Source organism: Bacteroides difficilis, from assembly GCF_048319815.1.
GTDB lineage: Bacteria > Bacteroidota > Bacteroidia > Bacteroidales > Bacteroidaceae > Bacteroides > Bacteroides zhangwenhongii.
Genome location: NZ_CP182814.1, coordinates 2165035 through 2180079 on the forward strand (window position 1 = coordinate 2165035; position 15045 = coordinate 2180079).

At 39.3% G+C, this 15045-nt stretch carries 10 protein-coding genes and 1 pseudogene; 4 read left to right on the forward strand and 7 right to left on the reverse strand.

Translation table 11 applies throughout. The features are described 5' to 3' along the window. Positions 1–25 precede the first annotated feature (25 nt). Together ACNOGP_RS08045 and ACNOGP_RS08050 are read right to left on the reverse strand one after the other, a co-directional pair. Positions 26–796 carry a DUF3822 family protein gene (locus ACNOGP_RS08045; RefSeq protein WP_418214508.1) on the reverse strand — a complete coding sequence of 257 codons (771 nt, stop codon included), beginning with the start codon at positions 794–796 and terminating at the stop codon, positions 26–28. Beyond that, positions 796–1482 (reverse strand): hypothetical protein, encoded by a 687-nt coding sequence (locus ACNOGP_RS08050; protein ID WP_143864850.1) that lies wholly within the window; start codon positions 1480–1482, stop codon positions 796–798. Before ACNOGP_RS08050 ends, ACNOGP_RS08045 begins: the two co-directional genes overlap by 1 nt. 95 nt (positions 1483–1577) lie before the next feature. On the opposite strand from ACNOGP_RS08050, the gene ACNOGP_RS08055 reads away from it, so the two are divergent. After that, positions 1578–2996, forward strand: coding sequence for an ATP-dependent DNA helicase (locus ACNOGP_RS08055; RefSeq protein ID WP_418214509.1), 1419 nt, complete (start codon positions 1578–1580; stop codon positions 2994–2996). 172 nt (positions 2997–3168) lie between these two features. Continuing rightward, positions 3169–3555: pseudogene (locus ACNOGP_RS08060) on the forward strand (ATPase); the annotation flags it as partial. Between the two features lie 75 nt (positions 3556–3630). Here the strand turns inward: ACNOGP_RS08060 and ACNOGP_RS08065 are convergent. The 5 genes from ACNOGP_RS08065 to ACNOGP_RS08085 are packed head-to-tail and all read right to left on the reverse strand — an operon-like array spanning position 3631 to position 12757. Further along, positions 3631–5571: a BT_3987 domain-containing protein gene (locus ACNOGP_RS08065; protein WP_418214510.1), complete on the reverse strand. Its 1941-nt coding sequence runs from the start codon at positions 5569–5571 to the stop codon at positions 3631–3633. Between the two features lie 29 nt (positions 5572–5600). After that, on the reverse strand, positions 5601–6770 hold the full coding sequence (locus ACNOGP_RS08070; protein WP_418214511.1) for a DUF1735 and LamG domain-containing protein: 1170 nt from the start codon (positions 6768–6770) through the stop codon (positions 5601–5603). A gap of 10 nt (positions 6771–6780) precedes the next feature. Continuing rightward, positions 6781–7812: a glycoside hydrolase family 18 gene (locus ACNOGP_RS08075; RefSeq protein ID WP_237924641.1), complete on the reverse strand. Its 1032-nt coding sequence runs from the start codon at positions 7810–7812 to the stop codon at positions 6781–6783. A gap of 12 nt (positions 7813–7824) precedes the next feature. Then, positions 7825–9387, reverse strand: coding sequence for a RagB/SusD family nutrient uptake outer membrane protein (locus ACNOGP_RS08080; protein ID WP_418214512.1), 1563 nt, complete (start codon positions 9385–9387; stop codon positions 7825–7827). Between the two features lie 19 nt (positions 9388–9406). Further along, complete coding sequence (locus ACNOGP_RS08085) at positions 9407–12757, reverse strand: SusC/RagA family TonB-linked outer membrane protein (protein WP_418214513.1); 3351 nt, start codon at positions 12755–12757, stop codon at positions 9407–9409. A gap of 181 nt (positions 12758–12938) precedes the next feature. Here ACNOGP_RS08085 and ACNOGP_RS08090 point away from each other — a divergent pair, with 181 nt between their 5' ends. Beyond that, on the forward strand, positions 12939–13877 hold the full coding sequence (locus ACNOGP_RS08090; protein WP_418214514.1) for a glycoside hydrolase family 18: 939 nt from the start codon (positions 12939–12941) through the stop codon (positions 13875–13877). An 11-nt stretch (positions 13878–13888) separates the two neighbouring features. Continuing rightward, entirely contained in the window at positions 13889–15043 is a 1155-nt protein-coding gene (locus tag ACNOGP_RS08095) for a DUF1735 and LamG domain-containing protein (RefSeq protein ID WP_186966717.1), read from the forward strand. Positions 15044–15045 lie beyond the last annotated feature (2 nt).

The following is a 15045-nucleotide window of genomic DNA, read 5'->3' on the forward strand; positions in this document are numbered from 1 at the left end:
TTATCGTCTCTCCGTTAACCACCGGTTATTCGCATGTCAATAAGGCCTGCATATCAATATTAGTGGCAGGATTCATGATAAATACCTGTAATATAAACTTTTTCAGTTCACTCATCAGAGTTTCTTTATCCGGAAGCGTCCCGGTCAGATGCAGTTCGTCCCTTTCCTGATTGAACTCCAATTGTTTCCAGACATACAACAGATAATAAATGCGGTCCTCCGTATGCGTGCATTCAAAAGAATTGGCTAAAAGCAGATGTCCCCGTTCAAAACAATAAATGTCAATCGCCTCCCGACGTATGGAAACATACATCTTTTTACTGTTGCCCAGCCTGCTCTTGACGGAGAAATAATCGATGAGCGGGGTAGATTGAGAATAGAAATGAGCTTCGGGGTATTGTTCGCTCAGAAAGGTATGTGCACTCTTGTCCATACCGAAAATGATAGCTACATTATTCTTTTTGAGAATATTGCAGATCACCGTCTCGTTTTCCCGTTTCTGATGATTGTGGTAAAATAGAAGTTCCGCCTGTTCCTCTTCAAACAAGTCCAGTGGCACGATAGTAAAACGCTTATCAGCCATCATGATGTTAACTCGTTTGTAGGAGTGGTTTAGAAAGTCCGATTCGCGGAAAGTGGCTTTCAGATTAGCGGTAAGAGACAGAGAAGCATCCGTCTCTTTCTCTATCGTCGACAGCGAATTGTCGTGAATCGGGTTATAGATAGAAAAAGAAAATCCATCCGTACTAAGACGGATGGATAAAGTATATTGTTGTGATTTAGTAAAATCAATCATTATTCCCAGTTACCGGCACCATTGTTCGGAGTATCGATAGAACCTACCATCAAACCGCAGTATCTACCCAATTTGCTCTGAACATCTTTTAAGTTAATGATTTCCTGTTTGTCAAGACCACCCAGATAAGTTTCGTACGGAGCTTTCACTTCGAACAAGAATACAGGAGCACCGGATTTAGCGGTATCATTCTTAACATTCATTTCGAACTGAGCACCGTTTCCGTAAGGAATATATCTCATGGAGTCCGGATTGAATCCTTTAGGGAAGATAGTATCCATAACGGCTACCCACATAGTATCACGTTTGAAACCTTCGAGTCCCCATTTCTTGACTTCGTCATATTTGCCTGTCTTCTTGGCTTTGTTGATGATAGCCATTGCCTTCTTTTCAGTCAGTCCGTCTTCCAACTGCTTGTCTGTCAACATACCCATTTTCATTACGAACGGTAGTTTTTGATTTTTAACGAAGTCAATCAGCGTATCAAATTTGTCTGTATACATTCCGTGGTTAAGCGTGCGGTATTCCTGCTGTGCTTTACGGATGTCAATCAAACGGGCAATGACTGCTTTTTCTCTGTCTTTTTTTGCGTTTTCAAAATTGATAGGACCCATGATACTGGCGTAGCAGATGTAAACCAATGCGGCAGCACAGAGCACCAATACAATATTAAATACTGTTTTCATGATAAATTATGTTTTTAGTTGTTATATTCGCATCGCAAAAATAGAATAAATATATTTAAATACGATAGTTCCTCGAACTTTTTTCTCGTACAAAAATGATAAATAACTATTTAGAAAGGCAAATTAAGGAAAATTTTCCTTACCAACCAACTTTAGAGCAAGAAATTGCTGTAAAATCTCTTTCAGAGTTCCTGTTGTCTACTCTGGCGGATGAAGTTTTTATCTTGAGAGGTTACGCCGGTACCGGTAAGACATCTTTGGTCGGAGCATTGGTGAAAACGATGGATCAGTTGCAGCAGAAGTCTGTATTGTTGGCTCCTACGGGACGTGCCGCAAAAGTTTTTTCGGCGTATGCAGGTCATCCCGCTTTCACCATTCATAAGAAGATATACCGGCAACAGTCCTATTCCAACGAGCTTACTAATTTCTCCATAAATGACAATCTTACTACAAACACCTTGTTTATTGTGGACGAAGCCTCTATGATTTCCAACGAAGGTCTGTCCGGCAGCGTGTTCGGTACGGGACGTTTGCTGGATGACTTGATACAATTTGTCTATTCGGGGCAGGGGTGTCGTCTTTTGTTGATGGGGGATACGGCGCAGCTTCCTCCGGTGGGGGAGGAATTGAGTCCGGCGCTTTTTGCCGATGCATTGAAAGGATACGGGCTTGAAGTCCGTGAGATTAGCCTGACTCAGGTAGTCCGCCAGGTGCAAGAGTCCGGTATCTTGTGGAATGCCACGCAGTTGAGGCAATTGATAGCGGAAGACGAATGTTACTCTTTGCCTAAGATAAAGATAACGGGCTTTCCTGATATTAAGCAAGTGCCGGGCACGGAACTGATAGAAGAATTGACAAGCTGCTATGACCACGACGGGATGGATGAGACAATCGTGATTTGCCGTTCCAATAAACGTGCGAACCTATATAATAATGGGATACGTGCGCAAATCCTATGGCGTGAAGACGAATTGAATACAGGCGATATGCTGATGGTGTCCAAGAATAACTATTATTGGACAGAGAAGTATAAGGAAATGGATTTCATAGCCAATGGTGAAATAGCCGTTGTCCGTCGTGTCCGTCGCACCCGTGAGATGTATGGATTCCGTTTTGCGGAGGTCACCTTGAGATTTCCCGACCAGAGTGATTTTGAACTCGATGCGAACTTATTGTTGGATACTCTGCATTCGGATTCGCCTGCGTTGCCGAAAGCGGATAATGATCGTTTGTTCTATACCGTGCTTGAGGACTATGCCGATATTCCCAATAAGCGCGACCGGATGAAAAAGATGAAAGCCGATCCGCACTATAATGCCTTACAGGTGAAGTATGCATACGCCGTGACTTGTCATAAAGCGCAAGGCGGGCAGTGGCAGAATGTTTTCCTGGATCAGGGATATATGACGGACGAGTATCTGACACCCGATTATTTCCGATGGTTGTACACAGCTTTTACTCGGGCAACGAAAACGTTGTATCTAGTGAATTATCCGAAAGAACAAGTGGAGTGATTCGGACTTTCAGGTCTTATAAAGTCCGGCAACGAGGAACGGTGTCTTACCTGGTGCCGGACTTTCTGTGGCTTTTGGATGAAGCCATTCTTCTTGATTTCATGCTTTCTATATTTATCACAAAATAGTTTGTTATGGATACACCTTTTTTTATACGGACGAATAGTCCAGACTTATCGCTGATAAGATGAAAAATCATCCTTACTATACCCAGTAACTTAGCCAGCAAGTGTGGTTTCGTACACCGGACAGTGGCTGTACGCAGAAAAATGTAGAAAAAGCTTTCAATAGTCTGATTGATCAATTAAACCTATTGTTTGCCAATATTATTGATACATTGACACCTAAACAGATAAATTTCCTGCTTGCTGTTGCTGATGGAGTTCCTAATTTTTCTTCTAAGGAAGTTTTGACTAAATATAAATTGGGAACTTCCGCTAATATAAAAAAACTGCGGAAAGCGACTTTGAAAAAAGATTTGATTGATGTATTGCCCGGAAACGTGATTGAAATTCAGGGTCCTGCATTCGAGTACTGGTTGAAGTATGTGTATAAGTAAGTGGTTGGAGACCAAAGAAAAGCTAAAGCATTAAAAAGGCAACTGACTTGCAATGAAGTAGTTGCCTTGTATTTTTTAATTTCTAGTTAATGTGAAACTTGCTTTAGGATGTTTATCTGTAAAGTTTGTATGCAAATATAACCAAGTGCTTCCTTTATCGTTGGAGCAGAATGGTATTAATGTCTGCATTCTTGCTGTTCCATTGGCTTCTAAATATAGCGTGCCATTATAAAATGCTCCAATAATATTACCAGTTGTTTCAACCTTTTTCCACGTATTAGCAGTTTTGGGATCACCAATTGTAGCATAACTCATTTGCCATAAAAGAGGATTTTCTTCATCAGGTTCATGAATCGTTTGCGGAATTGGAATACTTATTTGAGTAGTTTCTTGATTATAGTTCATAATTAGTGGATACTTTTTAAGAATTTGATCATAAGGTTGTATTCCATATACATAATAGGATTCATTTTCGACTTTCTCTTCTATTTTTATTGTGAATTTCATGTTTCCTGCCCATTGATTCCAAGAATTATTTGCCCATGAAATACAACTTGCTGTGACATTCCATTCTCCAAGATAGTATTTGTAATTAATACGGGTTGTTGTTTCTGAAGATGTAAAATCTGTTCTTCCGTATATTTGTCCAGTCCAATTAACTTTCTCTCCGTATAATGTTTCTCCAACTTGATTAATGATTGTTTCAGAATTCTTAGATATCTGTAAATTATAAAGGGCAAAATATCCCCAGCTGTCTTTTATTTGATTTAGAAATATAGAGTTGGGATTTCCTCCTTCTGTTAGATTTATAGCATAAGGACATTGTTTTCCCTCGTCAATATGACCTAGTTTATCCCATAAATTATAGTTTCCATAAACAGTGTAGTCTAATAAATCATTTACGTCTTTACCTTCGACCTCTCCTAAAGGATAATTGATAGAAGCACCACCATTTTCTTGCTTACACCAATATACTCCCAGTTGTTTATCAGGCATTATTTGCCGACACTCATAAATTAGACGGCTATATTGTTCTTGTGAAGGTGCCACTAAACCGGGATATCCTGTTACCTGGTCGTAGTTTGACCATTCATCATCAAAACTGATGCCGTCAAATCCATAGATATCCACATAGGATTTTAGTTCTTTAGCAAAATCTTTAGCGGCTTCATTTCCCAAACTTCTCATCCCAGCCGGTGTATGATCACCTAAAATGGTTAAATGTACTTTTATTCCTTTTTGTTGCAATGGGCGGATGAGCTTATCGGCATTCTCCAAAACAAAGGTTACTTGTGGGTTGCAATATACATATGGTTTTCCTTCTTCATTTAAACGGATATTAGCTGCAAAAACATTGACAATATCGAAAAAGGGCTTCCCGCTGTTTTCCATAGTATATTCGCCTGTATTCAATATATTCTCGTTATTCACCTCTATGTAACAAATTGTTTTGACTGTTCCTTTCTCCGTATTGGGCAGGGTAGCTTGTGGAGTTACAAGATAGATATAGGACTGATTATTGCTTGAAGTCTCAATTCCGTCTGAAGCAGTTGCAGATACTGCAACTGCATACGTAGTACCTATTGTTCCTCCGGACTGAATATCTAACTCAATAGATGAGGATTTTTGCTTCCCTGCCGAGATTGTTGTGACTCCTTCATTTTCTAATGAAAGCTTATCCGTCGGATACATTGGATAGTTGGTTCCATTGGCTTGATTGTAAGCTTTTAGCACTGATTCGTCGATTTTGAATGTAACCGTAATATCTTTATTGGCAGCTTTATTCAGTTCAAAATATAAGTGTCCAGTACCGTGTTTATCTCCATTAATAGTTATGGAGGTTAGGGCTTTTGCTCCGGCTGCAGATTTGACATAGCCAAAGTTACCTTCTATATTGCCAAATGATTTGTTTTCAGATGATATAGTAATATCATCTTCGCAGGCAATAAATAGATTACTCGTACAGGCTAATATCGCAATCCAAAAAGATAATTTGATAAATCTCGTATATTTCATAACTTAATTCTAATTAAAATTGTTGATAATTAATCCTCTTTAGCGGGAAGAGAAACGTCTACCCAGGTTAATTTTGAAGAGGGAGTTGCATTATTACCATTTACGGAATAATCTTTTATCTCGTCAATACCATCATTTAATTTCCAGTAGGCCACTAATCCTTGAGAATTAGGATCTACATCATATGCATGATCCTGTGCATTAATTTCCTCTTCACTTAATACACGGTTCCAAATTCGTACTTCAGCAATATCTGCGTCTAACCATCGTTCATTATTATATGAATAGCCTATCCAGAAACAGCGTGGTTTACCGTTAGATTCGTCGGAGTGAGGAATGCCCCAATCAATAGCACCAATATCCATTCGGCTATCGGTTACTAATTCTCCATTGTAGTAAGCTTTTAAATTTTTTGCACTTGCGTCATAGGTAATAGCGATATGTAACCACTCTTCTAATGGCACATCTCTGTTAATATGAATATTGGTCTGCGACGAAGTTCCTGCAATCTGCAAATGGTTTTTAGGTACATCATTATCACCGAAGCGGAATAAGAATTTTCCTTCAATACCCATCAACGTACTAATCGCATTGTTGAAACTGTGAGGACGGATCAGAGCTTCTGCTGTTAATGTATTGAGGTTATTAACAACTTCTGGATTTTTCCAGTCTACATAGATGTTATTCTCTTTGATATTTGCCACCTTGTTGATAAGTGAAGCCCCTTTAAATACATAATAGAATGTACGTGATGATGCGAGAATATTGATACTAGCACTGTTTACTGTGATAGGAAGTATGTATACTTTATCAATATTCAGTTGATTGATTTCTGTAAAAGATACGGTAATTGGAGCTGAAATAACGCTACCGGCCTGAATCTTTCCCGTTGTAGTAGAAAGAGAGTAATGTTTCTCCGGTAGTTCTTCTACATCATTTGTATAGTAAATCGCTTTGTACGTAGAGATTAATGAAGGATCCACTTTAATAGTGAATTCTACATCCGTAGCTTCCGGCTTTGCCATTTCTACCTGAAAAGTCCGTTCATCGGACTCTATATTGGATTTTACCAAGATATTCTCGGGAGTAGTGGAACTCATGAAGATATTGTTGGAAAAATTCTCTGTGTCATCGTTGCATCCTGTGAATACACTGATCAGTAGTCCCAATATAATACTGTATGATTTTTGTAGTTTCATGATAGTTGAGTTATTTGATGGGGGCTGGGTTCATAATATTAATAACCTCTTTTACATTACGGTAAGTACCGTTTGTTTGATAATAATCATTCTGAACATTATCAATTGCGATACCGGATTTATTATATTCCGAAGAAATAGATGTAATCCAGTAAGCCGTTTCAATGGTAGCTAGCTCTTTTCCCAGATAACCGGTTGTTGTATCAGAGGAATCTAAAGAAGGTGTGGAAACTGCCATTATAAAACGGTCAGTAGGTACTCCTGGCTCTAGGCAATCCTGAATAGTAAGAGAGAATTTATTCACATCGGTTACTTGATAGAATTCTATTATAATATGGAGAAAACGACTCAATTGCTCTTTCTTTATTATATTCTGTGGCTTTCCTTGAAAAGAAAGAAATTTGTTTTTGTTTTCTTTTTCCCATTCAGATATTGTATTAAAGAATACTTCTTGAGTTGCTTCGTAGGATACTCTATCCTCATCTGTCATGTATTTTGGGTTTTTCCCATTGAATTTGATGATGACTCCATCGAAAGTTTCCGAATATGCCAGTTGCTTTTTTACTTCTTCTCTTAGAAAGCCGTCAAATGTATTTTCTGAGTTTTCTTTCATTTGTATTTGGGAAGCCGTTATCTGCTCTTCGTCATATTTAGCTTTGATATCATCATAACTAACCGCATAAGCTACTTTTGTCCCTTTATCTTTTAAAATCTTTATTTCTTCTCTCTCGAAAGGTACTAACTCTTTCGGATGAGTTAATATAACAATGTCAATACTGTCAGGTAAGTCGCTCATGTGTTGCCCACGATTATAAGGAACCTTTTCACTATTGTCAAACCAAGCGTATACTAGCTTGTGTTCCTGGTTCTTTTTATATTCGCATAAGTTCTCCAAGTACTTAGTATATAACTCAGGATTCTGTTCCTGAATGTTAGGTTGTTTGATATCTATACCTTCAATATCTGTCCAATCACTACATGCTCCTAATGTGAAGCTTGTCGCAAAGAACAATAAGGTTGCTATTTTAAATTTATTCTTCATAATATTTAGATTTTATTCATTTGACAATCTAGGATTGCAGTCCCACCACATGTGAGTCGACATTTTATCTCCTCCTGGTAACGTACTGACAATTTGCTCTACATTAACTTTATTCGTATTATATTCTTGTTGTGGATATTTCAACCGACGGGCAAATTTACCATCAATAATTTCATTGCTCCTGTTATTTGGAGTAGATAATAATCTGGGGTAACCGGTTCTACGGAAGTCCGCCCATCCTTCCAAACTTAATGGGAAATTGGCAATCCACTTTTGAGTAATGATACGTTCTAAATTAACCTCATTGTCAGTTCCAGACCATTGTACAGAAACTGCGCTTCCTGGCAATGTAACAGTGTATGTACCTTTAGGATCTTTATAACTGCTAGGTGCTGTCGTTCCTTCCAGATAGCTTTCTACGTTACTTGCTCCATATTGGCCGAATGACAGACGAATACCTGTTTTATAATAGTTTTCCGGTGTATCTTTTGTATCCCATCCCAACAAAGCAGCTTCTGCTCTTAGGAACATAACTTCGGCAGCATTCATCCACATTAATGGGGCTGTAGCTGTAACATTCATACTTGAATACATTTTTGCGTCAACAGCAGTATGTGTATTGCCAATACGCAGCCCGTGATAACCATTGGTTATTGATGAGTCGGTAAATGTACTTTCTAATGCGTAAACTGAACGACGCGGATCTTCATAGGCATTCATGTATGTAAGTAAGTCAGCACCTATCCTGGAGTCTCCCCAGCCGAATATTGTATAAAATGGATTAAGAGAAACTTTCATAAATGCATTGTCATCATTGTTTTCCATTACACCGACCTGCCCATTTTCCGTACTGATAGCTTCTTTTACCATTTGTTCTGCCAATGTAGCATCCGCATAGCGAATACGTATAGCCATACGGAGTTTTAATGAATTGGCAAACTTTATCCATTTTTCAACCTTACCACCAAAGACTTGATCTGCATTCGGAGAAAAGTCATTTGTACGGTTGGCGGTCAAAGTAGTAATGGCATCAGATAATTCCTGAAACATTTTGGTGTAAACATCCTTTTGTGTGTCAAAAGGAGCTGTCAGTTTACCATCCTGTCCTACTTGTGAATAAGGGATGGGACCATATACATCAGTAACACGTACAATGGCAGTCACTTTTAGAATCTCTGCTACTGCCAACGGAATAGGATCAGTAGTTGCCTTTTTAACTTCAGCAAGGTTAGAGTAGATCTCAGGCATGATATCCAGATATACTTTCCCATTCCAATCTTCTGATTGATTAAAATATGAGAACGAATTTCCCCATGTTTTTGAGTCTGCCATATAGCCGCTAAAGACACCACCCAGCAAACATTCGGAGAATTGCGCAAGATGTTCTCCTACAGGCACAATCACACTTTGCATACCTACAAGTGCTGCTCCCAATTTGTGTGCATCCCGCTCCATTTCATCATCGGTCACTTCATATGGGTTTTTGTTGTAATCCATATAATTGTCCGTACAGGAAGTGATTGAGGTTATAGCCAATCCCCCTAACAGAAATAATTTTATAATTGATTTATTCATTGTATTTTAGTAAAAGAGGTTAAAACTTGAATCGAACATTGAATCCTAAACTACGTGCACTGGGAGTCATGAAGTTATCAATCCCTTGGTAATAGTTACCGGTAGTTGCAACAGCCTCCGGATCAAATGGTGCTTTACAATATAGCATCCAAAGATTACGTCCTACCAATGATACTGTGATATCAGCAATTCCCCATAATTTATTCTTGGGAATAGTGTATCCGATAGAAGCTTCCTGCAGACGTACATTAGTGGCACTGTATGTATAATATTGAGGAATACCGTTTTGTGCCCCGACAACCGAGTACCATTTTTGTGCATTAACTACATCACCGCCATTCACGACAACTCCACCGAAATCACGTGCAACTGCCGATGCCTCAGATACTCCGTAATAATCAAGATAAGATTGAGTTGCTGAATAAACAATACCTCCAAAACGTGCTGAAAGCATAAAGCCGAAATTTAGATTCTTCCATTTGAAATCGTTACGCCATGATAGATTACATTTAGGGAATACACTGCCTAGCTTAATGTCTTCTGATGCTACACTGGCAACTTCTCCTTTCTCATTCACATATATGTTACCGTTACTATCACGTTGCAAATCTTTAATGGAGTAAAGGTCTCCTAAACTACCACCTTTTTTCAAAACGAATTTTGCATCTGCCAAACCGCCGACTTCCAAGCGGTCCAATGTGATGATGGCTCCTGTTTCCGGATGCTTGTAATTTTCCATCAACTCAAGTATCTCGTTTTTATTTGCGCTGAAAGTAACGGTAGAACCCCATCTGAATTTTCCATTCCAGTCGTTATCGTATCCTAAAGATAATTCGATACCTTTATTACGCACACTACCTGTTTGTACATAAATTGTAGAATATTGAGAAGACACTGAGATGTTTGGTTCGAATGTCTGGTTATATGTCTTAGTTGTGTACAATCCTAAGTCGAAGTTGAAATGGTCAAGGAAACGTGCAGTAATACCTATTTCCCATGAATTAGTCTTTTCCGGTTTCAATTCATACATCGGGTAATGAGTCTTAACTGCCCATTTTTGTGCTTTTTGATCCCATTCGTATGTTGGATTTGCCAAGAAACGTGGGAAAGGAAGACCTACAGAGGCATAGGAGGCTCTTAGTTTCAAGAATGAAATCTGTTTAGGCATAGGCAACAGTTCTGATAGTATCACCGAACCACCAATAGAAGGATAGAAGAAAGCGCTTTTTACAGAATTCGGACCTGCCAATTGTGAAGGCCAATCTGTACGCCCTGTCAATGTTAAATAATAGGTACTTTTATATCCTAATTCTACACTGGCGAAAATAGATTGTGTCTGTTCGCGATAGCCGGACTGTGAGCGTTTGGTTTTATCATTATCCAGGTGAAAAACATTGAATACATTAGCAATACCTTTTGTATCACTGATAGGGCCTTCATTACTAAATACGTCTTGTCGCATATCCGAATAAGATGCACCAAGGTTAGCTTGCAAACTTAATACTTCTTTAAATGTTTTGTTAATGTTGACCATAAAGTCTGCATAAGTTTGCTTATCATTAGTTTGGTTAATACCATAAAGACCGTTCTTTGAATTTTCTACCAAAATCTCGTTACTGGTTGCATATAATTTACGAGTATATTTGGAATCTGAATTGTCAACACGTACACGTCCTGAAACGCTTAACCAATCCAATATCTTGTAATTTAACGCTGCACTCAGCATGTAACGATCTTTATCCGTTTCGCGTAAGTTGCGATAAGCAATCCAATAAGGGTTTTGCCCGGTTAAGCCGGAAAAATCTTGTGGCCAATATTGAGTATAGATTTTACGTGTGGTATCATAACGTTCGTACATCTTAATATCATTCCAATCATCACCACGAGGGAATAAGTAGGCAGTGACGAGAGGATTGGAGTAGGTTCCCTGATTAACCATATTACGATCGTTCTGCTTGACGTAATTAGCGCTTACATCCAAAGTCATTTTATCTTTCAGGAAAGATGTTGTGTTGCGGAATGTAAAATTATAACGATTGTAATCGTTGTTGGGTACCATGCCGTCTGAGTTTATCGCACTTGCAGAAAAGTAAGTTTGATTGCGCTCAGTTCCTGTAGAAAGAGCAACAGTTTCGGTTGTAACAACCCCTGTTTGTAAGAAATCATCTACGGGAGAATATCCCATATAATTCGCAGAATTCAATTTATGTCCCCAACTTTTTTCTACCGAAGAAGTATTGGACAGTAAATCTCCCGTGCCGTAGCGGTTCTGAAACTCCGGCATTCTGAAAGGACGAAGGAATTCTGTATTTTGACTTACAGTTAATTGCAAACGTCCTTCTTTTCCTTTTTTAGTCGTGATAACAATAGCTCCATTGGCAGCATGGCTTCCATATAGTGCAGCTGCAGCAGCACCTGTTAATACTGACATTGATTCGATATCTTCCGGATTAATATCAGCAATAGCTTCTGTTGTTCCTTTAGAGTCATTTTCTTGACCACCTTCACTTCCTAAGTTAAACATGGGAACACCATCAATGACATATAATGCATTACTGGATTGATTGATGGCTTTTGTTCCACGCATCACAACTTTACTTGCACCACCAACACCGGAAGATGAACTATTGATAGTGACACCTGCTACTTTACCAGACAAAGCATTAATAAAGTTGGCATCTTTGTTGGTGAGAAGTTCATCACTTTTTACTTCTTGTACATTATAACTCAAAGCTTTAGTTGCTCGTTTAATACCTAAAGCAGTGACAACAACTTCATCAATTACTTGTGTGTCATCCATTAATGTTATATTCAATGAAGTCTGACCGTGTAATGGAACTTCTTGGGTTTTGTACCCGATATAGGAATATACAATAATAGGATTGTTGCTCTTTGTAGTAACTTTGTAATTACCGTCCAAGTCAGTGATTGCACCGTCAGTTGTACCTTTTACCAAAATGCTGACACCAATCAACGGCTCTCCTTTTGAATCTAAAACCTGCCCTGTTATGGTGCGCTCTTTTCCTGCTTGTTGTTGATTAGAATTGAGATCTCCTTTTTCTGATAAATAAATTATATTATCATCTATCTTATAAGTGACATCCTTATTATTTAAAAGCTTGCTCAGAACTTGTTCTAATGAAGCGTCTTTTACCTTGAGAGGATCAACAGTGATAGTTGATAGTTTGTCATTGTAGAAAAACTGATACTTGGACTGAGACTGAATTTGTTTGATTACAGCTCCTAGGGTGGTACGGGGAGTTGATAAGGTCAGCTGTGCAGTAGCCCATTGTAAAGGAACTGCCATAAACAGGAGAATCAATAAAGTCCGAAATAGCTTTGGCTTTCGAAGCGAATGTTTGCTTTCCATACATTTAATTTAATGGTTATACTTTTATTAAACTCTACAAAGAAGAGTGTCGACTGTCTCTCCTTCTGTTAATAAAACAATGCTAATATAATAAACACTTAGTCTTATTTCTCATTTTTTTTAGAAAAATGAAAAATATCAGAAATCTTCTAGGGCTTTAGAGGCTTTTCTTACCAAGTACTTGGAGAACTTAGTATTATACAAACAATCCGTTCATAAGATAACGATTGCTTCGATAGATAATAAGGGCACTGCTCCAGTTTGTCGCAACGAGCATCTCACCGATCTGCCGGACAGTATTGATTACATTTGTTTGAACAATATCTTGGAAGTGAATGCCATGAATGCGGCTGAAGTAGCTGAAGTTCACAAGAAAGGTACGAAAGTAGTGGGCTTGATTGATTTCGATGCGATAGAGGCTCGTTGGAAAGCGATTCTTGATGAAGAAGCCAACACCCCCGCTCCGGAAGAATCTGAAGAAGGGGGCGACGGCGAGGAAGGAGACGAAGAGGTTGTGGTAGATCCTGCTGCCCGTTTCATCGATTTTTGCAAAACGGAAACGGCTAAGCAATTAGCGGCTTGCGATGTGCTTGGATTGGATGGAGTCGAATTGAACTTTACGGGGACCGACCTTAATAGTATCATAGGCGAGGAAGCTGTTGCAGCGGAAACCATGCGACAAGGCGCTTTCTTCGATTTAGTGAACGAATGGAAGGCTTCCTGCGGGAAAACGATTCTTTTCAAGGGATATCCGCAGAATGTGATTGATAAGCAAATATTATCCGATTGTGAGTTTATTATCATTAGCGCCCACAGTGCTAAAAATTATGACGAGATGTCTTATCTTGTTATGATGTCGTATATGGATGATATTCCCGCCGACCGTTATGTGATGGGGGTAAGTACTCCATATGTAAACGCTGCCGGAATAGCTACCGGTGAATTTGGCGATGGCACACTCTCCGTTATCGGTGCGGCTCGTTGGGCTATTCTTCCCGTATCGGGCTATGTGAAAGCGGGAATTTCAATTGACGCCATTCAACAGGACTACTTTAACGTCACGTTCGTATATCCTAATGCGCGTGAGGCTATAAACATAATGAATCCAACCGTAAATTAATCTATTATCGTATGAAACTAAATATATTATTATTTGGGGTTCTCTGTCTTGCCTTTTCCTTGGTCGGATGCACAGAAAATGATGAGAACTTCGACAACAAACTTTTCATTTCCACCTCTGTCTTTACGGAAGATGTGCTTTTCAAAGCGGGAATGCCTAACCAAGTCTCTGATATCTCGGTGGCTATCGCAAAGCCGGAAGATCACGAAATTAAAGTGACTATGGCTCCCGATCCGGCACTTTTGGAAACTTATAAACTCACTTATTATGAAGAAGACGTGGAACTTCTTCCCGAAGAGTTTTATTCGATGGAAGAAACCACGACGGTCATCAATGCGGGGTCGATAGCCAGTACGTCACTTCCTGTCACATTTGTGAATATCGGTAATCTTGATATCAACAAGGTGTATGTGCTTCCTGTTACTATTCGCTCGGTGGAAGGGATAGATGTGTTGCAGAGTGCGAAAACCTATTATTATGTGTTCCGTGCGGCATCGCTTGTCAATGTGGTGGCTACCATGACTCGCAACAGGGCTTATCCGGACTTTAATAATGACTCTAAGTTCAATAGATTGAGCGAGAATACGATGGAAATTCTGTTTAAGGCCAATTCATTCTCCAATGGCATCAGTACGCTGATGGGTATCGAAAGTCATTATTTGTTGCGTCTCGGCGATTCTGAACCTTCCAACCAGTTACAGATTGCTTCTACTAAGAATGTATCCAGTTCAGAACTGCAATTTGAAAGTGGAGTGTGGTATCATTTGGCAGTAGTGTTCGACGGTGGCTATGTCACGGTTTATGTCAATGGGGTCGAAAAATTGTCGAGAGCTTATGTAGGTCGAACTTCTGTTAATTTAGGTGCCAAGCATCATAATGAAGAAGACGGTAGCCGTGTGTTCTGGATAGGTTATTCTTACGAGGCTCAACGCTATTTCGATGGAGTCGTTGCTGAAGCCCGTATTTGGAATCGTGCGCTCACCGCTGAAGAGATTAAGGCTCCGAATCACTTCTACTTTGTCGATCCGGCATCCGACGGCCTGATTGCTTACTGGAAGTTCGACGAAGGCGCAGGTACTAAGGTGATAGACTATGCCAGCGGATACGATTTGACATTCGACAATGAGCCTGTATGGGTGCCAGTGTCATTACCTGAGAAGAAATAACA

Bases quoted from the DNA above. Each gene is read 5' to 3' on its own strand.
- ACNOGP_RS08045 (WP_418214508.1), bottom strand. From the start codon at position 796: ATGATTGATTTTACTAAATCACAACAATATACTTTATCCATCCGTCTT.
- ACNOGP_RS08050 (WP_143864850.1), bottom strand. From the start codon at position 1,482: ATGAAAACAGTATTTAATATTGTATTGGTGCTCTGTGCTGCCGCATTG.
- ACNOGP_RS08055 (WP_418214509.1), top strand. From the start codon at position 1,578: ATGATAAATAACTATTTAGAAAGGCAAATTAAGGAAAATTTTCCTTAC.
- ACNOGP_RS08065 (WP_418214510.1), bottom strand. From the start codon at position 5,571: ATGAAATATACGAGATTTATCAAATTATCTTTTTGGATTGCGATATTA.
- ACNOGP_RS08070 (WP_418214511.1), bottom strand. From the start codon at position 6,770: ATGAAACTACAAAAATCATACAGTATTATATTGGGACTACTGATCAGT.
- ACNOGP_RS08075 (WP_237924641.1), bottom strand. From the start codon at position 7,812: ATGAAGAATAAATTTAAAATAGCAACCTTATTGTTCTTTGCGACAAGC.
- ACNOGP_RS08080 (WP_418214512.1), bottom strand. From the start codon at position 9,387: ATGAATAAATCAATTATAAAATTATTTCTGTTAGGGGGATTGGCTATA.
- ACNOGP_RS08085 (WP_418214513.1), bottom strand. From the start codon at position 12,757: ATGGAAAGCAAACATTCGCTTCGAAAGCCAAAGCTATTTCGGACTTTA.
- ACNOGP_RS08095 (WP_186966717.1), top strand. From the start codon at position 13,889: ATGAAACTAAATATATTATTATTTGGGGTTCTCTGTCTTGCCTTTTCC.